At 42.3% G+C, this 22,145-nt stretch carries 13 protein-coding genes and 1 pseudogene; 5 read left to right on the top strand and 9 right to left on the bottom strand.

Annotated elements, in window-relative coordinates:
* Nucleotides 1-74: 74 nt before the first annotated feature.
* Both HLH16_RS01240 and HLH16_RS01235 read right to left on the bottom strand, forming a co-directional pair.
* Nucleotides 75-677 (bottom strand): nitroreductase family protein, encoded by a 603-nt coding sequence (locus HLH16_RS01240; RefSeq protein WP_131287242.1) that lies wholly within the window; start codon nt 675-677, stop codon nt 75-77.
* Between the two features lie 281 nt (nt 678-958).
* Nucleotides 959-1,450 (bottom strand): hypothetical protein, encoded by a 492-nt coding sequence (locus HLH16_RS01235; RefSeq protein ID WP_171527919.1) that lies wholly within the window; start codon nt 1,448-1,450, stop codon nt 959-961.
* Between the two features lie 283 nt (nt 1,451-1,733).
* On the opposite strand from HLH16_RS01235, the gene HLH16_RS01230 reads away from it, so the two are divergent.
* The 3 genes from HLH16_RS01230 (at nt 1,734) to HLH16_RS01220 (ending at nt 3,329) form a co-directional block, all read left to right on the top strand.
* Nucleotides 1,734-1,976 carry a hypothetical protein gene (locus HLH16_RS01230; protein ID WP_171527918.1) on the top strand — a complete coding sequence of 81 codons (243 nt, stop codon included), beginning with the start codon at nt 1,734-1,736 and terminating at the stop codon, nt 1,974-1,976.
* 19 nt (nt 1,977-1,995) lie between these two features.
* The gene (locus HLH16_RS01225; RefSeq protein WP_171527917.1) at nt 1,996-2,166 is read left to right on the top strand and encodes a hypothetical protein; all 171 of its coding nucleotides are present in this window, start codon (nt 1,996-1,998) and stop codon (nt 2,164-2,166) included.
* Nucleotides 2,167-2,312: 146 nt separating this feature from the next.
* Complete coding sequence (locus HLH16_RS01220) at nt 2,313-3,329, top strand: exodeoxyribonuclease VII large subunit (RefSeq protein ID WP_171527916.1); 1,017 nt, start codon at nt 2,313-2,315, stop codon at nt 3,327-3,329.
* Nucleotides 3,330-3,358: 29 nt separating this feature from the next.
* On the opposite strand, the gene HLH16_RS01215 is transcribed toward HLH16_RS01220, so the two are convergent.
* The 3 genes and pseudogenes from HLH16_RS01215 to HLH16_RS01205 form a co-directional block, all read right to left on the bottom strand.
* The gene (locus HLH16_RS01215) at nt 3,359-3,865 is read right to left on the bottom strand and encodes a hypothetical protein (protein WP_171527915.1); all 507 of its coding nucleotides are present in this window, start codon (nt 3,863-3,865) and stop codon (nt 3,359-3,361) included.
* Between the two features lie 3 nt (nt 3,866-3,868).
* Nucleotides 3,869-4,357, bottom strand: a pseudogene (locus HLH16_RS01210) (TIGR02594 family protein); the annotation flags it as partial.
* Nucleotides 4,358-4,371: 14 nt separating this feature from the next.
* The gene (locus HLH16_RS01205) at nt 4,372-4,743 is read right to left on the bottom strand and encodes a hypothetical protein (protein WP_171527913.1); all 372 of its coding nucleotides are present in this window, start codon (nt 4,741-4,743) and stop codon (nt 4,372-4,374) included.
* A 141-nt stretch (nt 4,744-4,884) separates the two neighbouring features.
* Between HLH16_RS01205 and HLH16_RS01200 the strand changes: the two genes are divergently transcribed.
* On the top strand, nt 4,885-5,577 hold the full coding sequence (locus HLH16_RS01200) for a hypothetical protein (protein ID WP_171527912.1): 693 nt from the start codon (nt 4,885-4,887) through the stop codon (nt 5,575-5,577).
* A 155-nt stretch (nt 5,578-5,732) separates the two neighbouring features.
* On the opposite strand, the gene HLH16_RS15680 is transcribed toward HLH16_RS01200, so the two are convergent.
* Entirely contained in the window at nt 5,733-16,076 is a 10,344-nt protein-coding gene (locus tag HLH16_RS15680) for a PLxRFG domain-containing protein (protein ID WP_250850207.1), read from the bottom strand.
* A gap of 124 nt (nt 16,077-16,200) precedes the next feature.
* On the opposite strand from HLH16_RS15680, the gene HLH16_RS01180 reads away from it, so the two are divergent.
* Nucleotides 16,201-16,818 (top strand): DUF4124 domain-containing protein, encoded by a 618-nt coding sequence (locus HLH16_RS01180; RefSeq protein WP_171527911.1) that lies wholly within the window; start codon nt 16,201-16,203, stop codon nt 16,816-16,818.
* 30 nt (nt 16,819-16,848) lie between these two features.
* Here the strand turns inward: HLH16_RS01180 and HLH16_RS01175 are convergent, their stop codons facing one another.
* The 3 genes from HLH16_RS01175 to HLH16_RS01165 all read right to left on the bottom strand — a co-directional run bounded on the left by HLH16_RS01175 (nt 16,849) and on the right by HLH16_RS01165 (nt 22,118).
* Nucleotides 16,849-18,981: a hypothetical protein gene (locus tag HLH16_RS01175; RefSeq protein ID WP_171527910.1), complete on the bottom strand. Its 2,133-nt coding sequence runs from the start codon at nt 18,979-18,981 to the stop codon at nt 16,849-16,851.
* 75 nt (nt 18,982-19,056) lie between these two features.
* Nucleotides 19,057-20,958 carry a hypothetical protein gene (locus HLH16_RS01170; protein WP_171527909.1) on the bottom strand — a complete coding sequence of 634 codons (1,902 nt, stop codon included), beginning with the start codon at nt 20,956-20,958 and terminating at the stop codon, nt 19,057-19,059.
* A complete protein-coding gene (locus HLH16_RS01165) occupies nt 20,958-22,118 on the bottom strand; it encodes a hypothetical protein (protein ID WP_171527908.1) in 1,161 nt (386 codons plus the stop codon). The genes HLH16_RS01170 and HLH16_RS01165 overlap by 1 nt, the downstream gene beginning before the upstream one ends.
* Between the last annotated feature and the right edge of the window lie 27 nt (nt 22,119-22,145).

Here is a 22,145-nt window from a genome sequence, read left to right as displayed (position 1 = left end):
TCTATAAAGACAGATTCAAAAAAGAGAGGTCATATTGACCTCTCTTTTTTATTTTTTTCTTATAAAATCAACAATTATTTAAAGACTTTAAAACGAACTGCATCATCCATGTAGCCTTTGTCTTTGGCTTCACCTTCTACAGAACCAAACACGAGCTGGGCACGAAGTTTCCAGCTTGCAGGAATATTCCATTCAGCATGCACTTGTTCATCCACAATCGGGTTGTAATGCTGCAGTGATGCACCTAAACCATCCGTATGTAACGCAGTCCAAGTCGCAAATTGTGCAATTGCTGTGGAATGTTCTGCCCAAACCGGGAAATTGTCGGCATAAGATGGGAACTGCTCTTGCAAGCCTTTAATCACATCCATATCTTCAAAAAATAAAACCGTACCGACACCGGCAGCAAAGCTGTCCATTTTGGCACTGGTTTTTGCAGCAGCTTCTGCATCTGTTGCATAAGACTTGAGTTTTTCTTTTACAAAGCCCCAAAATTTTTCGTGCTGCTCATTAAATAAAATTACGGCACGTGAAGATTGCGAGTTAAAAGATGATGGACTTTGTTTAATAGCATGTTGAATCAATTGAGTTAAATATTCTGGGCTTTGCTCTACATTTTTACCCACTGCATAAATGGTACGGCGTTTATTAATTAAATCTAAAAACTGATTCGACATTGAATGAAATCCTTTGATATTTCCTCGGGAAGATTTGAAACAATCTGCTTACACTGTTAAGAAAATGTGAAATATCAAATTTTATAACCATGCAGATGCAAATTTATTGCTGTCCTACCATATGCAATAATAATTCCAATATCTAGTACATTTTATTGATAATTAAATCTTTAATTTTTTATATAGAATCTTGCCTACAATTTAGCTAGGTCTTTGATAAATTCAGCAACCATAAAAAATCCCCCAATATTTGGAGGATTCTTATTACATTTTAGGGTGTTTTAGAATTTAGCATTCAAGACACTTTGCGATACCTTATGCTTCCAGATATCACGTAAGGTTGGCAAATAGAATTTTTCACCAATTTCAACCAGTTCAGCATCAATCAATGCATGAATTTCATGCATAAATAAATAATCCAATTCAACTGTTTTCAGCATCTTATTGGTTTTAGCAAACTCTTTACGTTTTTGTTGCGCAGTTTTAACCAATTGATCGGCATAGTTCTTATTTTTAAATTGGCTAATTGCATTTAAACGTAATTCAATTACGCCCCAGCCACTTAACAGTAATTTGAACAACTCAAAATCTTTTGTGGTCGATTCCCAGGTCATTTCATCCAAATTTTCATCGTTAGGAAGCACTGGAAGAAGCAGTTCCATCACACTCGGAAAAATTTTTTTAAAATTCAAAATAAATTTAACAGGATGCTCACCCGGATAATCCTTAAATTGCACCTTTTTCTGAACATCTGTTAAATAAATATAGAGCATTAAATTTTTTCCTAGATAAATTACTGTTTTATATAGCCTTATTTTTTGCCTTGCAAAACTAATGCAAAATAAGTGCAAAACAGTAATAAAAAACGAAATACATTTTAGCAATTATGACAATTTATTCAACGCTAAATTGAGCTTTATACATCTGATCAATTTGAGGCATACTCTTATGAAATACTTTGTTGAAAAAATTAGGTAGCGAGATTTAGTTTTAAATTTCATAAGATCAAATTCACATTCCATTAAGTTAGTTCAATTCCATAGAGACTTTTAACTCATGCAAAAATTCGACGGTAATATTAAAAATATCCCAGTATTGACTGATGAAAAATTAACACAGCAATTAATCCCCGCTCGTTTTATTCCTGAAACGCCAGATGAACTAAAAGATAAAAATGTTGTTTATATTTTTGACAGCGAAGATTCATTCAATCTGACTTACGATGAGTTGGTCGAAATTGTGAGTAAAGCAAGAATGGCTGGGCCTAGAATGATTCCAGTGCTGGGAACAGTAAATTAATCACAAGGAGAATATAGATATGGAAGAGTATAAAGTTTCTTTTTATTTAGATAATGAAACGCTAGATTTAGAGTGCGAAGGAATATTTAAAGCCACCAATAAAAGTGAGGCAATTAACAGGGCGGCTAAAGAGCTAAATCCTACAGACAAAGGTTTTCATACTATAATGATATGGGGAAGACCTGATTAAATTTTTTTTACAAACCCTCAATAAATATGTATTTATATATTAAGACTAACTCTTTAGATTGGTCTTTTATTTAATTGCCGATGAGTCAAAAATACTCACGACAACTTTCCCATCAAATATAAATACTTTCGTAACAAGGCTTAGTAATGACAACCGATGTAGATCTATCGTTAGCAGAATTCCAGCACCTTTGTAGACAACAAATTGAATATTTGGATGCTATTAGTAACTTACAGTCATTTCAGATGGTTAAAATTAAAACTCAAATAAAAAATTTAGAATACGCAAAAAAGAAAAATTACAAGAATAAGATCTACAATATTATTTTAACGGATGGAAAAGTTGAAATTCGTGCTCAATCTGATTTTCATATTATTGAAAACATAAAAGATAATGATTTTGTTGAAGTTATCTGTTTCTGCCAACCCACAAAAGATTATAAAAATGAATCATTAGAAATGTCTGCCAATATTATTTCAGTCCGTACGCTGAGCAAAGAAGAAGTACCTTCTGATATCAATCATGCCACTACAATATTAAAAAGCCTAAATTTAAAACCTAATCGCTTTCCTAGAGATAATAATAGAATAACTTTAAGTTTAATTTATTCATCTTCTAGTGCGGCACAAGTACATCAGGATTTTCTAGGAGCATTAGGCGATTTTAAGCACGAGATTGAAATTGAAGAACTTAAGACACGATTCAATAATATTGATGAATTATTGGCGACTATTGAGATGGCAAAAGGAAATGTAATAGCCATTATACGTGGCGGTGGTGACAGTAATGATTTAATGATTTTCGATGAAGACAAGGTCTTGCAAAAAATTGCTGATCTTAAGTCTTATCGTATTGCAGGTATTGGACACAGTGCGGATAATAACTTAGTCAATGCTGTAGTAGATTATTCTGCAACAACCCCTACTGATGCAGGAAATCACCTTAAAGAGCAATTGATGCAAAATAAACGTGATATGTGGGAAATTTCAAATTTAAGACAAAATTTTAAAAACTTAGAAGCTAATGTATTAGAGCTTGAAACTAAAAACAATGAATTACAGAATAGGATAGTTGCCACAAGAATGCCAACTAAATCCACAAATATTAATAATATACTTATTGTGGTAATTGTCGTTCTAATTTTAATTGTAATCGTTAAATAATTTTTAAATTATTAATGGAAATAAAACCCTCAATTGAGGGTTTTTTCTTCCGGCCATGCTTCACTTAATCGCTCAACATCAATTGCGTGGCCATCTGCTTTTTCTGCCATGCTTCTATATTCTGCTGTGCAAGCTTCGAGTAACTTTGAGTTGGTAACGGTGTACTCAATGATGGTTTCTTTGGAAGCTGTGGACAAACGTTTGTTGGCTTCGCTGAGTTGCTTTGACAGCCCACTAGCAGCCAGATCAGCACTACGAGCAGCAGCATTCGCATCTTGTATTTTTTTAATCGCATTCTGTTCGACCTCTATTATTTTTGCTGACCATGTTTGCATGATGGTGACTTTTTCTTTTTGAGCCTGATCAATCGCATCTTCATAAGGTTTAATTGCTTCTGCAATATCAGCTTCGCGCTCTGCTTCACTGTGCTCAAGTGCCAAGTGTTTCCATGCACCAAAGGCAACTGCTAGTGCAAGTAAGGCCAGCAGCACCACAATCACAGCTTTGTAGAATTGGGCTAGAAAGAGATCCAGCATCGTCTAGGCCTCCGTCACTTTCGTTGCAGATACGTTTTTGATAATTGGCAGTTGATAGCGAATAGCAGCTGGACGATTAGTTTTCCCATACCAGTAATACTCAAGATCCTTTGGATCAAAAGTCGCATAACAGACCATATTGTCCTGATTGCCACCATAGCCAACGATCTTACCTGCCGGTGTAATACCGACAACAAAGAACACATGACCACCGCCTGAACGTGTTTTTGTAGCGATACAACCATAGGCTGGTTTGGCTAATTTTCGTTTTTCATCACGATAGGCTAAAGCTCGATACCATGCTGATGGATAAGGTACACCGGCACGCTTTAAACAAATCGCAGTAAATACGCCACACCACGGTGTTTCATCTTCTGACCACCAAGCTTTGAGCTCTTTTAACCAGTTAATGATGGTCGGGTTATGACGGGTTTTGCTTGTGTCTTCTTTTAGGCCATTATGTTTATAGGCTTCTATCATCCAGGCTAATTCAGGTGCTTGCTTTGTCATTTCTTCCCATTCCCCCAAATTGCAAGAAATGCAGATTTAATCTCATGCATAACTTCACTTATAGGTTTCCCCTGCAGTAATGCAACAGACTGGTAAACAATACCGATCCCCAGCAAGCCAAATACTGCGAAGAACAGCATGATTGCGCCTTGGTACATCGTGGATACATGGAGTAAGTCGAAGTATTCGATGAACGCTGAACCGCCATATAAGCTGACAGTTACACTGGCCATGAATTTGACGATGACATTCAGTGAGACTTCTATCTTTCCGTCTTTATCAATGTCACCACTCAGGACCAATGCCAAGATTGCACCAACGACTGCAGGTACGATCTTAATGATCCAGGGGATGGTGTTCTCTTGCATAACGCTCTCAATACAAATGCTGAATTAATGCATTCATCATTCATTTTTTAGTGTCAGTTACGCGAACCCTACACGGGATTAATTTGCTTAATATATTGTTTAATCTATTTATTATCCTTCATTAATAGCAGGAGTAACATAGTGGAAAATAATTCATCTCTTGAAGTCTTTGGTAAGTTTCTCCAGCTTCAACAACAGCCAAATAAACTATCGGAAGAACTTTTTAAAAATGGTTGGTATCCTATAAAATTAATTGCGAGGGTAGAAAAAGATCCTCAAGAAAGGATTGATGGATATATGGAGCGTCTTATAGCAGGTCGTTATTATGATCAAATAAAAAAAGAATATTGTTATGAGCAGTATCCGGATAGAGCCCATATTTTAAAAGAAGCATTTCTTTTATTTGAACAAGAAAGATATATCGCTTGTATTCCATTATTTTTAGCTCAAGCCGATGGAATAGCTAAAGATTTTGGAACGCATGGTGTTTTTGCTGGTAAGGAAAAAGATGAAGCAATTCTAGAGAAAAAAAAGTTCTTGTTTTATATTTCTAAAAAAATTGGAAACAATACCTCAATAAATAATAATTTAATGAAATTATTTTATAGCTCAATTTTTATTGGAATTGAAGAATATAAAAATATAAGTCTTATAAAACATACCGATACTACTAACACTTTAGAAAATAATTCTTTAAATAGGCATGGAATAATGCATGGTAATAAAGAATATCTCAACTATGGCACAAGAACCAATGCTCTAAAAACGATTAGTTTTATTTTATTCGTTATTAATCTTATTTCAGATTTTAAACAATTAGAGTTAGATCAATAAATTCATTAACATACCCTACTACTTATTATTAAAAAACCTACTATCTTATTTTCATAGATAGTAGGTTATGCATCTGACCTCTTTATTTAAACAAGAAAAATATTTATTTCTTATTTTCCAGATTCAAGTATTCAAAATTTTGGAGTGCACATTATTTAATTTTCAAACGCAAAACGCCCTATATCTGCATCCTCACGTTTCTTGTTCGGCAGATAAATACCATGCTCTGCTTGCTTCACACGTTTTTCACGCTGACGTAAACTTTGCATCGCCTGGACTCTACTAATCCGGCGTGATGGGTTTTTCTGGTTGAATGCCTGAATCTCTGTCCAGATTTCCTTTTGGCCATCTGCATCATCACGCTGAATGGCACGGACATAATCGGTCATCAGTTCAGTGCGACGCTTATCCAGGCGCTTGGTATGAGAGTAAATCGCGCTACGTCCTTCGGTGGCCAAGCGCACCTCACTTGGGCTAAAACCAATAGCCTGTGATGCAAGGCTTAACATGCCGACTTCATCTTTAATCATGACACCGGTTTTATCCTGGGCACCTTCGGTCGCATAACGAATAGATCTCAACGGAGAGCGTAAGAATACCGGTGACATGGTTTCCACCCCTCGCATACCGTGTCCTTGCCCTATTTCAGCCAAGCCTTTAAAGGTATTGGTTAGAATCCCTACCACTGGGCCTAATCCACTCATCACCATAGCATCACTAAAGTCTTTACCTTCTAGCCCATCCTGCACATCAGGTAATAACAAATTATTGATTCCAACACGACCAGACAAATCCGCTGGCCCAAACCGTGAAGCACCCTTCATGAGAACTTCTGAAGTTTTTGTACCCAGTGCATCGGCTAGTGCATTACGCAGTGCAGCCTCTGCATCCCATGGCTCATCGTCATCGCTTCCAAGCATTGAAGCCACTGCCAAAATTGGACCAACCAAAGGCAAACCCATTACACCAGCAAATATGGTGTGCATTCCGATAATACCGGCTAAGGCACGTTGAGCTTCACGGCGTGCTTCTGGGGTTTCACCTTTAAGCGACTGGTGAGCTGTACGCGCTAAGGTGTAAATCATGTTCTGGCCAAACTGTTTAAACAGAAAAATTACTTTGGCAATATTACCTTGCATGATCCGTGGCCGGTTACCTGAAGAATAATCGAAGTGGCCCTTATAGGTAGAATCCATTGCTTGTTCAAAAGCCTGATCGTGCATTGAACCGCTTTCACGCGCCAACCGGTAAGCTGCAATAAATGTCACTTCACGGTTAAAACGTTCGGCATTGTGGAACAAAGTACTTGCGACTCGCATAATCGGACGTAGTTTCCACATCACCCCACTGTCTTCACCTTGGGCAATACCAGCTAAGTCATGTGCCATGGTCACATCGATCACACCACGACGCACAGCTTCTTCATAGGCCTTGAGCTCATCGCCTTTCAGAATCTTGCCAATATCATTTTCCCAGTTCTTTGGGTTGATCCCATTAATCGATACGCCTTTGCGGAAATCATTTGATGCCTGAGCCAAAGCTGCGCCAGCCTTATCATATCCCCACTTAGCACCCATCTGAGGATAGGCCACCAATACTGTTTGCAAGGTGTTTACTGCTGCTGATGCCGGTGATAAGCCCAAGTAATATAAAAAGCCCAAACTGGTTAAAGCTGTAGATAATGGATGTGAATTCGCCTCCATCATGTTTTTATGACGTTTATTCATCTCATCGATAACTTGTTGAGCTACCGGCTGATCATAGTCATCATCAATTTTGGCCTGTTCTGTGGCATGCTTCTGCATCCCATCCAGCATTTCTTCAAGTTGATCTTTATAGCGCAGCTTGGCCAGATAGCTACCACCGTGAAACATATTCTGTGCAAAGGCACGGCGAGCATCCTGGCTAAAACCTGCAGTACCTTTACGGTGTACACTGTGTTTGGCATAACTTAGGTCTGGCAATGATTTCAAATACAATTGCCCTAAAATGTCCTCAAGCTCTGCCTGACGTTGTGCATTCAAACCAAAGCTGCCTAATTCATTGAACAGGTTGGTCATAAAGCCACGCCCTACACCATCACGTGCAGCATCATATTCCTTATCCAGCATTGGCTTATGTACTTTGGCATTCGGATAATCACCCTGCAGGATCTCACGCAGTTTATGTGCTTCAGATAAGGTTTCAGCACGACTGACACTAATCACCTGATCTTTTGTGTCACGAACAAGTACTACATATTTACCAAAACGCTGTAATGGGAAGTACACGCCCTGCGTATAGCCAAAGAAATTAGCATCCATCTGCTGCAGTAATTCAGTCTTTTTCTGATTACTCATACTTGAGCGTAAAATACGTTCCTGAATCGCCTGACGCACATCCCTGTGATGTTTTTTATAAGCATCACGTGCTTTTCTATATACCTTTTTCGCATCATCAGACAGTGCATCAAACTGTTTTTTCAGCTTGGTGTATTCTGCAACATTGTCACCTGGCTGATATGGTTTGGCCGGATCGATCTTGGTCAAGGTTGCATCGTGCATGACATTGGCCAACTCTTTTTCATCTTTCAAATCTGCCCAACGGCGTGCCAGATCATCGGAGAGTGCAGCCACTTCGTTTTGATCAGCATCCATCATCGCCACCATATCGTTATATGGCTTCAGCTGTGGTAATAATTTTTGATATAACTCTGTCAACTGACGACGACCCAGTGCGCCAAGAACATACTGCAAAGCATGTGTGGCTTTATAACCTGCCTCGGTTTTAAGTTTGTCACGGCCCTGCTTATTCATATTGCCAACCAGATTCTGAATAATCTGCTGAGCATTGGCTTGGCGACTGAACAATACAGCATTGTCCACGGTTAGACGGTTACTGCCGGTCTGCTCAAGACGTTCTTTAATATCAAGTCGGTCCTGTGCGGTACCATTCATAAAGGTCTGTGTTAAAACAGCGCGTTCAAGTGTGGTTGAACCGGCTGTAGGTGTATAGATACTGGACAGCTTGATCGGATGCTGACGCGCATTGCTTGCCAGGCGTTCAAAGTCATCCCGGGTAAATTCCTGGGTAGACGTGTGTGTACTTTCCTTGATCCGTCCGGTTGCAATGCCTTCAAAAATATCTTTTTCAGCATTGTATTTGACGCTCTTGATTTCAGGATAAACTTCTGCCACAGCTTCATAACTTGCAAACATCATCTGTTCGATGTTGTGTACATGATCACCCTCGATCCAGTCTAAAGGTTTTACTACCGGATTACCTTTCACTTGGTTTGCGTGTGGTGCCAAGTGCTTTGTAGTACCAAATTTTAAAGCACTGGACAGCATATTTTCCAGGCGACGTGTCATGGCACGATCAGACAGGCCCACCGGATCACCGATAAATACCAGGTCATTGTTATGCGCATAGTTCGCTACTAGGTTATAAACCTCTTTACCACGACTACCTTCACTCAGTTGTGAAGCATTAACCCAAACATCATTTCCATTTTGCGCTACCACAACCATTTTTTTGTTCGGCATATACACCTGGAACAATTTGTCATAACGGCCATTACTGTTATGTGTCGGGATTTCTTCAACCACTAGCTCACTGTTAAGTTCAGCTGCAATCTCTGCAAAGTCAGACTTTGCAGAGATTGGCAATTGGAAAGCATCATTGTCTTGCGATAGTGCAGTCCAGACACTTGCAAGGCTGAAATCCAGATTCAAACGCTTGTCACTGGTACGATTTAATGCCTTACCTTTGGCTTTCTGTGTTCTGAAATCCTGGTTAGATGCAATCATGCGTTCAGCCAGGGCAACCATATCGTTAGGCGTTAAATTGATATTCATACCCAAACGATCAAAAGCCCATGCCTTCACTGCACTCACGACCTTATCAATAAAGCGCTTGATTGCACTTTTTTGCAGGGCATTCATCTCTTGCTGAGTCGAAGCCAGGGTTAAAAGATAAGGCAGGTATTCCAGCTGCTGTGTTTTGGTATCAGTTTCACGCTCTGCCAGGTGTTTTGCTTCAAGTGCAAGCGGATGTTTACGCTTGACCATATCGTTGAAGATACCCATAAGGTCAGCATACTGTTCCGGATCCATGGTGTTCTGGAATCCACCGTGGCCACCAAGTTCATGCAGAAAGGTTGGGATAATACTGGCTTCATTCAGATTATTTGCAACCAAGGTGACACGGCCATTCTGATAAAAGCCTTCTACACCTGGTTCATTCACAGTACTGACAATATCGAGCAGTCCACGTTTTTCCAGACTAGAGATTGTCTTTTCACCAAAACGCTTAACCAAGGCTTCACGCACTTGTTCTGGTGTACTGCCATGGTCCTTCTGACCATCTACACGACTATAAAGCCGTTGACCTGTTTCAGTCTTCTCGGTTTGCAGTCCACCGATCAGATCATCAAAGGCCTGATTAATTGCGACACGTTCTTCACCAGATGGAAAAGGTCGCTTCACGCCATAAGGTGTAAGGATACCTACATTTTCAGGACCATAATTCAGGAAAGGACTACGCGCATTTTTTGCAGCGATCTTGTCTTCAACATAGCCCTGGAATGCACGTGCTGACATTTCGTGTGGCGTGGTCCAATAATCACTACCACGACCTTGATCCAGTTCTTTGGCATTCATGGCAAATTCAGTCGGTACAGACTTGTACTTGGTCGTGCTTTGCTGTGCTTCAGCCAGCATCTTTAAACGACCGAGATAGCGACTCATGCTGCCGCGAAGATAGTCTAGTACTCCCTTAAAGTCAGCATTAAATCCTGATCGACCACGGACAGCTTTAAAAATCTCATTGATCTTGTCCAGTGCATCATTAGTATGGCGGTACCCACCAAAGGTACTACGGCTTTTCGGATTATTGCGTGCCTCTGTTTCGAGTAACTGACCTGTGATAATTAGCTCTGCTGCAGTGTCGAACTCTACCAACTGGTCTGCAGAGGCAGGTTTATTAAAACGTTTGTAGTACTGCGGATCGAGCTGCTTGGTTAAATTCTCACGGATAGAATTTAGCTTATCCTGAATTTCATCACGTGAACGTGCCACAAACTCGTCTGCTGCCTGTGTATCTTCAATATAAGCCTGTGACTTTCTAAACATTGTTACCATGAGCTTTTCAAAGTCATTGCGTACATCTTCACGTACACCAGACTTCACCACCTTAAAACCATGACTTGCAAAACGATCTGCTGGATTCGCTTTCACATTCAAGCTACGTGATCCATCCTCATGCTGGATCCATGCAGAACTTGCTGAACCATCCTGACGTGATAGATAGTGATCGAATGCATGCCACCATTCATGGGCAAGCGATCCAGCACCATTCATTTTAGTTAGGTTAATCACGACACGACTAGATTCATAGTGTGCTTTAGCACTACTTAAGCCTTGGCCACGTGCGCCAAACGCCAGTGCAAGTTCTCCATTCAGGCTTAAAGCTTCCGGTGGGATGTTCAAGACTTCAGCAAGATCCATCAGGCCATCAAATGCATCATTCAATAATTCCTGACGTTCTACCTGGTTATTCCAGTTACCGAACTCCACACCCCGGAATCCAAATACACGGCTAAAGTCAGAATCTTTTGCATCCCCTTCACGGCGGGCCACACCTGTACGTTGGGTATTCTCGGGACGCGGCAAATCCAGTTCACCAAATGTGGTATTAGTCTCTAAAATTTCCTGGGCATGACGTACCAGGTATTCATTTGCTGCATCACGGGTATCAAACAACTGCTGAACAACCTGTACATGTTTACGGTCTGATACGGTTCGGACAATGATATAGCCTTTTTCCCCATCTTTCGTATCGGTGGTGACACGATGCTTCATAGCGACCGCTGCAACAGGTAAAAACTTCTCAGCTTCTTCCTGGCTGTTAAACATCTGATTGGTAAGACGACGGTTATTACCCATCCAGTCCTTATTTTTGGTATCTGAAATCGTCCACTTGCCGACTTCAGCTGGATTGGATGATGCTGCAATTTCAGAAATATCAAAACGCTTTGCCCAAGTTGGACGATCATCTTTAGGTTTTTCTGCTGCAGGTTTTTTACCAGTTTTTACTGCAGTATCTTTACGGGCACCACCAATTTTTTCACCAAAGTCCTGGATGACTTCTTTTGGTTTTGTAGCAGCAGGTTTTGAACTTTCCAGTTTTTCCGGAGAGTTGGATTTTACTTCTGTTGTTTGCGTTTCTGCATCCGAGCTTTCATTAGTGGCTCGTTGTCCTGTTCCGCCAGACGTGACAGTGTTTCGGTCATCAGGTTGCGGGCTTGCGAAGATGTCTTGTTGCTTGTCTGTTTCTTGTTGATCGAGTCGGTCAAGGGTCTCACCTCTTAATTGAGTATTGTTTTTAGGCTTATCACCAAACAGATTTTCACCATTCGATTGCTGCATGGCCTGTTGTGCATAATGATTTAGTGCATCTGCCACACGTTCACGGCCACGTGCCCGGGTATATTTATCACCACGATAGAATACGCTTAAGAAATCTAACGTTACCGGATCTACCGCACCACTAAATATATCATCCTGCGCTACGAGATCGGCAAGTTTTGTGCTGGTGACACGTGCTTTTTGGACAAGGTGTACTGCTTCCACCAGATTCGGAGTAACATCCAGATCTTTAGGAATCTGGCCATTGATAGCCATATCACGCATTTTTGCCCAGAACCCAGCAACATCAGTCAGTGCATTACCAATAGCCTTGATATCAGATTCAGTGCTTTCAAATACCTGATCGACAATGAAGGTGTCATTGTAGGCCGCTGCTACCAATGCCGCATTGATACGACGCTGACCATCCTGAGTCAGTCCGGTACCAGCACTAAGCATTTTTCCACGTTCACTGGTGGGTACCAGCTCAGTCACAAAGCGGTTCACAAAGTCACGATTAGCCGCATTATTGATATCACCACCACGGTATTGATCAAGCAGATCCACCACTGTTTTTGCATCTACCATAGCCTGTTCGGTCGGACTCATGGTAAGAGTGGTGCTTTCATTGGATTCACGGGTATAGTCACGCAATTCCTGGTCACTCATGGCTGTCGTACGCTCACGCACCAGTACAGGATTTTTCATATCCGATACATCATAGCCTTGCTCAGACAGCCATTGTTTATAGGCTTCACCTTTTCCAGTTTCATAGGCTTTACGGATGGCTAAGGTGCGTCCATTGCCTGATTCCACCACACCTTCTGCAGATACAATCGGTGCACCGCTGGCAGTACTTGGATTTTCACCAAGCAATTTTGGATTAAGGTTGCTGGCAATGTCATGCACTTGAGCAATTGAAGTAGGTCGGCTGCGGTCACGTGGTTGCAAGTGTTGAGGAAAGTTTAGATTGACTGCGCCATTGGCATCATTGGATGTGATTAAACTGTCTGCTTCTACCACCTTGTGACGTACTTCAATTTCACGGTTGGTACCAGGTGTATAAACCTTTTCAGTTTTACCTTGAGCTGCTGTATTGGTACCTTTATTTGTGAGGGGACCATCATCATTATTTTTTAAATCACCTGCAGGTTTTTTGGTATCCCCATCTTTTAGCCAGGTCTTGAACTCATCTTTGCTCATGGCACGTACAGGTCCGACATTCCAGCCATCATCAAAGTTAGATGAATAGGCCTGAATCGCTTCTTCCTGCGAGTTAAATCCCATCATGACCTTATGTTCATCAAAGCCACCTGTTTTCTGGTCAATCTGATCCACAATAAAAATCTGATCTGATTCTGGGTTACGGCCTACATAGGTATCAATATTTTCGTTGTCTGCGCCGATACTGCGTTTGAAATATCCGTAATGGTCACTCATGGTATGCGCCCATTCCTTTCCATTAGGATCGGTACCACGACGTTCTGAACCACGCGGATTTTCTACAGCAATATCTAAACCATGAACTTTAATATGCCCTTTCTTATAATTACCCGCCTCGATCTGTGCCTGAGTAGGTTCTGGTAAATCGTTCTGAATACTGGTTGCAGCTGCATGTGCAGCTTGATCAATAGGGTTATCTTCCTGCAACTTAGCAATTTGCTTACGCAATTGTGCTTTTTTAGGTACAGATTTTTCTGTAGCTAGCTGCGCTTCAAGTTCAGATACTCTGGTTTGATTATTGCTAGTTTGAATCTCATTTTGGGTAACCTGACCCGCATTAATTTGTGCAGTACTTTGTCCATTAGATTGTTCGCTATTACCTACCCATTCACCGCTATGTTGATCCTTAACAGCCGTGACTTTACCGATAAAGGTTTTCGGATTGTAGTCGATCTTATAATTTGGATTATTCTTAACCTTGTCATATTCACGGTCAGATAATTCATAACTGCCTGAACTTTCGATTTCGTCAGCAATAGCAGTGACACGCGCATTCGTTAGACCATGGGTTTCACGTACACGATCATTTGCTTCTGTGAAGATTTCAGGGTTTTCTTCACGCATTCTTTGACGGACAGCGTTTACTTTTGCGATAGAGCGATCCATCTTGGCAAAGTTTTCACGGTGATTTTCAACAGTAGACTTTTGTGGGCTGTCGATATTTACATCACTCTGTGCCTGAATAGAAAGCTCATTCTGTAATTTAGCAATCTGCTTACGAATCTGAGCCTTTTTAGGTACGCTTTTTTCAGTGGCAAGCTGTGCTTCTAGTTCAGTTACTTTGGATTGTGCACCAAGTAGTTTGGATTTTACTTCGCTAGTTTGGATTTCATTTATACTTTGGTTGGATGAGATCGTCCGACCTGCATCAGATTGCGCAGGTTGTAGCCCCTTCTGCGCTGCTCCTGTTTTTGTTCCCATTGCAGACGCTGCAGCGGTGTCATGTTGTTCAGAAAGTGGTTGGCTTCCATTGTCAGCCTGTGCATTTCCTGGCTGTACCGCTTCATTCTGAGTGCGTCCAATATCGGTGACTGGTGCATTCTGTTCTCCTTGTTGACGTTGCTTCAGTTGCTCAATGGCTGTTGTGACTTCTGACCCATAAGTACTTTGTTTGCCATGGATCTGTTCCGGTGTGAGATCTCGTACCGTATCTGCTGCCCGTTGTAGTGGTTCATTATTATCTGTTGTTTTTTCAGTTGAATTAGAAGATGGTTCAGCTGCTGCTTGTGCCTGCATCTCAATTTGCATCTGTTGAGACATGCCACTATCTACTGCAGTGGCTGCAGCAGCAGACAATGGCCCCAAGTTCGGATCAATGCCCATCTGTTCCGATGGTTTTGGTGCAGACTGCGGTGATTGCCCACCGTAATTGATCAGGTTATCGGCATCAGTAGACATCTGATCATATTCAAAATTCTGACGTGTCTGTGCTTGCTCTGTGGCACCTTGTTGACCAGCAGGAATATATTCACCTTGTAGGCCATTATAGCTAAGACCAGGTGCACCACCATTCCCACCGGTTGGCACTGGTAGCATTGGAGTACTGCCATTAGTATCTGTATCGTCGCTGGCTTCTGGATTCCCAGTATTTGGCTGACCTGCCCATTTAGATGCTTGACTGGTCCCTGCTACGGTACCACCCATGGCCATACCTGCCAGAGTGCCCATAACGATGGCATCATCTACACCTTCAAAGAGATCCTTGTCTAAGGCATAATTTTGTAGCACCTGCTCAGTCACTGACTGCGGCATTTCTTCAAGCAGACCTTCACTGATTGCACCGAGTACTACGCTTTTAGGAATACTCGAGAAGGGAATTTGTGAAATTTCACCAGCTACCTGTTCAGGCTTTACCCCCCGAGCCATCAGCGTATCTACATCCTCAAAACCTAATTTTCTGGCAACTGTACCACCAAGAAAGCCAAGCAAACTTCCAGCGACACCAGTACCTGCAGCTGCAGCAGTTTGTTTCCCAGTCAATAGACCATCCTCAGTTTTCTGACGGATCTGTTCAGCTTGAGCACCGGCCATGACCAGACCTTCGCCTGCAGCACCCGCAGCAACCGGATTAATCAGGCCTCTAGACGCTACATTTAGTCCACGACCTGCCAAACCGCCTAGTGCCATAGAAGGTAATGATTCAACCACTGTATTTGTAATCATGGATGGGTTGGATAAAGCTACTTTGGTTTTATCAACAATCCCTTCTGCATCAGCAAACTCTTGTGATTGAACCTTCGCATGATCGGTTTTTTGATCCTGCCAGTACTTTTGTCCATCACCCAGTTTGAAATTTTCTGAAAGATTATCTACAGCTTTACCGGCACGACCACCGGTATACAGATCGGCAACACCCACTGCAACATCTGGTACCGCTGCCAGACCACCCATCAGTGACGCACCTAAATCACGAACATGGCCACCAAAGCCTTTATCTACTGCCTTAGCAGTACTTGGATCAAACTTGGAATTTTTATCTTTTGAAGCTGACGTTGTATTTGCCACAGGCTTGGCAGTACTGGGATCAAATTTAGATCCACCTTGCGCATTTATTTTGGTGATATTCTGGTCATCTAAGAAAGGATTATTAATAGCGTTGGAATCAGGCATGACACACTCCTATGGTATGTCTGAATCATGCTATTTCTGCTTTGTACTGGTCGAACCCTACAAAACTATTGCATTCATAATGATTTCGGTACTTAATAATCTATAAAAAATGAGGGATAACATAATGTTAAAAAAAGTGATTTTAACAAGCCTAATATTTGGGTTTTCATTACCGTATGTTCAGGCCAAGAATTACTACAAATGGGTAGACAGTAAGGGGAATGTCACCTATTCGAGCAAGCCACCACCGGCAGGTGCAAAACAGCAGAAGATTGAAACTTTAAGATCACTCGGATCTACACCAGCGGCTTCAACCCAACGGAAAGAATTTAAATCTAATGCTTCTATACCTGACACTTATGTAAATCACTATCAAAATAGAACGGCATATAAGGCACCTCGTCAGCCTGAACGTAGTGCAGAAGATGAAGCTTTAAGACAAAAAATAATTAAGGAAGCCAGTACTCCATATGCAGGAGCAAAGGGCTTAACAGGTAGTCAGCTAAGAACATTAGCAGCTATGAATGGCGTGGATGTGCCTGCTGACAATTCAAATTCAAGAAACTCTTATTCAGCACCCACATCACCTCCAACACAAGCACTACCCCCAACCCATATGACTAGTTGTGACGGATCAGGCTGTTGGGATAATCAAGGCAACCGTTATAATGGCAATAATGGCACTTATTATAATAATGGTCGTATGTGCCGAGATATTGGCGGGCAAATGCAATGTAATTGATAAAAAGCCACCATTAAGGTGGCTTTTTATTTAAGGGATTGGTACATATTCTCCGTTGACTACATAGGCCCGGTTGCCATTGGCATCCTCAACCACCTGGTAATTTTGAAACTGCTGTGCCGCTTTCCCTTGGCCTTGTTGTGAGTTACCAAGCTCAACATACTGCTTTGTTTGAGTATCAAAAATCTGTTGTGGACGATTGACCATGACACCAGCTTCCTGATCCCATTCCTGACCACCGCCAACAGTCATGTAACGATCTTTACCGCTTTGGTCCTTCGCACCAGTTAATCGGTTGATACGCTGCATGATAGATTGACGTTGCTCGTCTGTTTCAGCCTTATCGTACATTTCATTGAGTTTTTCAACACGTGCCGCATTACGAATACCAAAGCCTTCCTTAGATTCAGTTAAGGTCATTTCACGATTAAACTTACTCTTGTCATTTTCCAGGTTGGCACCAAAACGCATATTCTGGCCATTCTCACCCAACACGGCACGTTCGTTAGAACCTTGTTCACGCATCATGGTTTGTGCAATATTTGCAGTATTATTTGCAGTATTGTTAGCCTGACTGGTGGCATTGTTGGCATCGGTGTTATACATCGTCACCGCACGGCCATCCTCACCAGTCTGCATTTCTGCAAGCTGTGAGCGTTGACTTGAAGTCATGCCACGTGCGCCCTTAATCGGTGCCTGGATTTGCGCCAGTACATTACGACGTTCTGCTTCCTGGGCATCATTACGCTGCGGCCGGTCAGGGTACTGAATACCAAAACCCTGGCCACCGTTCATTGACTGCTGAATAGCACGATCAATTTGTTCTTGTGATGCACCCATTTCACGTGTATTGGCCATAAAATTAGCCACACCTTTTGGATCATTGGCCCGACCGGTAATGCCTGACGACTGTAACTCTGGCACACCTTGAGAACGTGCTTGTGCTGCTGCTTGAGGGTTGGCATAGCTAAAGCTGTTGCCCTGCTGATTGATTTTATAAGGATCATTCCCGGTTGCTTGTGGTGCTGCTTGTGCACCAGGATACATAGCATCATTCAAGCCTTGCTCAAAACTTGGTTTTGCGGCTGCCTGTTGTGGTGGAGCAGCTGCCGCCGGTGCTTTATTTTTCTGTGCATTATGTGCAGCAAAACGCGCTTGCTGTGCTGCCAGGTCTGCTTTTGCCTGGTTGAGTTGTTTGTCCGGGAAGCGTTGGCCAAGCATACCAAAAGATGCTGCATTGCCTACATCAGACATAACACCAGTTGCACGAATACCAAAATTCGCCAATTCTCCTCGATTCGCATTCGGATCTAATCCCATACGTGTCGCATAGTCCCCGGTATCGGTATTAAAGCCTTCTACAGCACCGCCAATCATGGAACCAATACCATGCAAAACACCTAAGCCTTTTGCAGCACCCAAGGCTTTACTTCCGGCACGTTCCAGGAACCCAGGAGGACGCACACCACCGCCACCGGTTGCTGATGTGGTTGCCGGTAAATTAGATACTGGTCGTGACTGGCCTTCAATTGTCCGACCTGTTGTTTGCATTGATCCACCTGGCTGTTGTGGCGTAGCCTGTCGTCCAACAAAGTCCTGAGCATGTGCGGTCGATGGAGGCGGATTAGGTACACGCGCCTGACCCTCAAACGTCTGACCAATCTTTGCTTGTGGTACACCACCTTGTTGTGGTTGACGACCAAGAAACTCTTGTGCATGTCCGGCTGAAGGTACATTAGTTCCGCGACGAGCTTTACGAATATCATCTGCAGATGGGTAAGGCGATACTAATCCACCATTCGCAAAGAACAATTCAGGCTTGTTTTCCTGACCACCACGACCAATACCAAAACCAACTGTCGGCTGATTAACCTGCGTATGGGTTTGATCTTTCATTTGTTCCAGGGCTTGCACACCCACCTGATGAACCTGGTCAGGCGTGAGTTGGAATTCACCGTTACTGAGATTAACGTCTGTGGGCCGTCCTAGACGAGCTAGGTTTTCCTCCCCGATGGCATCGGTTGAATCTTTAGGCATAATATAAGAACCACTAGGCACGGTCTTTTTAATATCGTCAGATGTGCCAGTGCCTTTACCTTCAATCATGCCACCTTTGGAACTGTTGGGCTGCTTAGACTTGCCCTTTTGCTGAATTCCAAACATAAAAACGCCCTAAATTTTCAAATTTTATCCATTATGGAAAACATAAAAATTTAGGGCGAACCTTACAGGAATGAATCAATAGTTATAGTTGTGGCTTTCACTCTTACTATTACTGGTTGATGAAGAAGTACTTGCAGATCCGCTACCGCTGATACTGGCTGATACGTGTGCTGCACTCATGGCACCGGCAGCAAGCTGTGCCGTATATTGGCCCATCGCTTTGGCTGATTCAAGTGCAATGTTTGCTTCCTGAATCGCTTTCTGCATTTTGGCTTCATACTCCTTGAGCTGCATTTCAGCATAAGCAATATTGGTCCGAGTATTCATGTCAGCATAGCGTGACTGCATTTCTGCTTGGCTGACTTCCAAACCGGCTGATGCTCTCCAGGCATCAACTTCTGCACTGAATGCAGCTGTATTTTGCTGAACCTCTGACAAATTTGCCTGTAGTTCTGCTTTGTATGCTTCCAGATCGGCTTGATACTTGCCAATCCATACACGTGCCGCTTCCATTTTTAATTGGATCTGCTGACCTTTAACATTGGCCTTGGCTTGTACGCCTTGAATCGTAGACGCATAAGCACGTGCTTGGGCATCGAATAAACCTGCCTTGCTTGTTTCACCTCTGATCTGTGCTTCATAGGCTTCGACCTTGACCTTTTCCGCATTGATCTGTTCACTGTAGGCTTGAACATCGGAACGATACGCATCAAACTGGTTTTTAATCACGTCGGCACGAACGGATGCACCTTGTACCAATGCCTTATAGACTTCCACGTTGGACAATACCGCATCCATCTTGGCCTTGTAGACCTGAACGTATTGCTCATTGATCTGTCCTACAGCGGCTTGCGCATCAACTGCGGTTTTATATGCTGTGAGTTTTGCAATCGCGCCATCGAGCTTGATTCTGTAAACATCAGATAAAACTTTAAAAGATTCATTCTGCGCATTAAAAAATGCAATCTGCGCATTAAAAACGCTCATTTGGCTTTCAGCGTTAAATTTGGCCACTTCAAATAAGCGATTGGCAACATTGTTAAAGATATTCGTAGTCAGCTGCTCAAGTGCCATGCCTTGTTGCACCAAGAAACGGATCTGCTCGATCTCCATCTTTGACGCTTCAATCAGAATATCCCGATTCAGTTCACTGGCTTTAAGCTGCCCTTGTTCACGAATACTTGCCACTTGCTTGACCAACATGCCAGGTGGCATAGAAAAATTACGTGTAGCCCAATCATTAACGACCTCTTGAACAGCACGTGACGTTTCACGGCTTTCACGGCTACGCGCCCGATTAAACAATGCTTCTTCAATCGGTTTAGGTAATCCGGTACCACCTTGCATCCCCTCTTTAACGTAGTCTGAAAGGCCCTCTAATAATTCCGATTCATACTCTGGTTCCGCCCACTCAATAAATACATCGGGTACAGTGAGATCGCTAATTGATGGGGGGATACCATCAAAGTTAGGCAGTTCTGGAAATTCAAAAGTCGGAATCTCAATCTGTTTCAGTTCATCCATTTCAGGCAGGTTTAAAACAGGTGAATCCGGAATCTGAACATCGGTATCAATAAACGGGCGTACAGGTACTTCAATATTAGCGATACCTGGTGCGCTTGGTAGCTCTATCGTCGGCATGACCGGTGCATCAGGCATATTCAGATCATCTAAATCCAATTCACTAAGCAGGTTCTCAATGCTTTGAAATTCAGGCAATGTTGGTTTGTCGAGCTTGATCGATGTAAATTTTGGTGAATCCGACAGATCGATATTTGGTACCGGTGTTTCGGGTATCTGCATTCGTGTCGGTGGGTCAATCTGTGCGACTGTAACTTCTTTAATACCGGCAAGCGATTGGGATAATTCATTGCGATAGCGTGAAGAAACACTATCGAGCTTATCCATTTGATCCATTACCGTAGTAATGGCTGCATCCATCACCCCATCCGGCTCAACTCTTGAGGTAATACTCATTATATTCTCCTGTTGGTTTTGGTAAATTCCATGGATAGCGCGTTAATTTTTGCGGATTGTGCTGCAATTGAAATTGCAAACGCAAAATGCCGTCCACGTAAACCACGACCAAACACCACACGACCATTGGTAAGATGATCGGCTACTTCATTTGCCAATAGATAACGATATGTAGAAGGCTGACCGCTTTGTGTTGTGGTTACTGCGATACTTAGCTGCTTATCATCACCTGTCATTTCATATTCTAAAAATGCTGCGGTTGGGTGTACCAGGTTGTCACCAAAATCAAGTTTACCTGTTTGAATCAATCCCTGAATTGCATTGCTCGGTTGACCAAGCGCATATACCCCTTGAGCATTCCAACCATACAACTGACCATTGATCACGCTTAAACCATCGAAGGTGTAAGGCATGTATCGGCTCATTGCCCAGGTATCCGTATTCGCGGTCCATGCCTGGCCATAAGATTTACTGTCTTTAATCGTATCGTATAAAGAAAAGTAATCATTGCTGTCAGAACGTGCAATCAGTTTGCATTGTTCAACAGCACCAAAACGAATGCTGTCAATCGCATGGTTATTTAGCTGAACATTCGATAAAACCTCATCACTAAATACTAGATCATCAAAGGTGTAGCTTTTTGCATAGAGTTTATCCTGGTAGAAATCCTCTAAAAGAATGCTATCGGTGACTTGTACGGATGCAACGGTATTGGCTTGATCGGTTAATTTAAATTGATCATAGCTAGACTGCTTTGCATACCGCTTTGCTGTAATGGTTTCATTGAGTTGAATTGAATCTTTGCTATTCGCTTTAATTTTAGCGAGTGTTGCATCGCCTAAACTAATTTGATCGTCTGTGTATTCAGATAAGAATGCGTATGCTGAATCAGTAAGTTTAAATTGCTCAAGCAGGTTGGTACGCGCAATCTTTTGACTTGTGACGCTATCAGATAGCTGAAAAGCATCATAGGCGGTATGGATCACACCATTTTGATTCACCTCATCTGCAAGATGAAAAGAATCGCCAAAATCAACCCTGATACGTGTTTCTGTTAAATCCGAAAGTACCAGGTAATCTTCTGCCATCGATTTCAAGCGTAGCCAGGTTGAATCCGATAGAAAGATATTGTCTAGTGCATCGTCACGATAAATCGCCATGCTGTGCTCCATAAAAAGCACCGATGA

It is taken from the genome of Acinetobacter sp. ANC 5378 (genome assembly GCF_013004315.1).
In the GTDB taxonomy this organism is placed as follows: domain Bacteria; phylum Pseudomonadota; class Gammaproteobacteria; order Pseudomonadales; family Moraxellaceae; genus Acinetobacter.
Note: the sequence above shows the minus strand (reverse complement) of the source record. Positions and strands in the feature narration are given on the sequence as shown.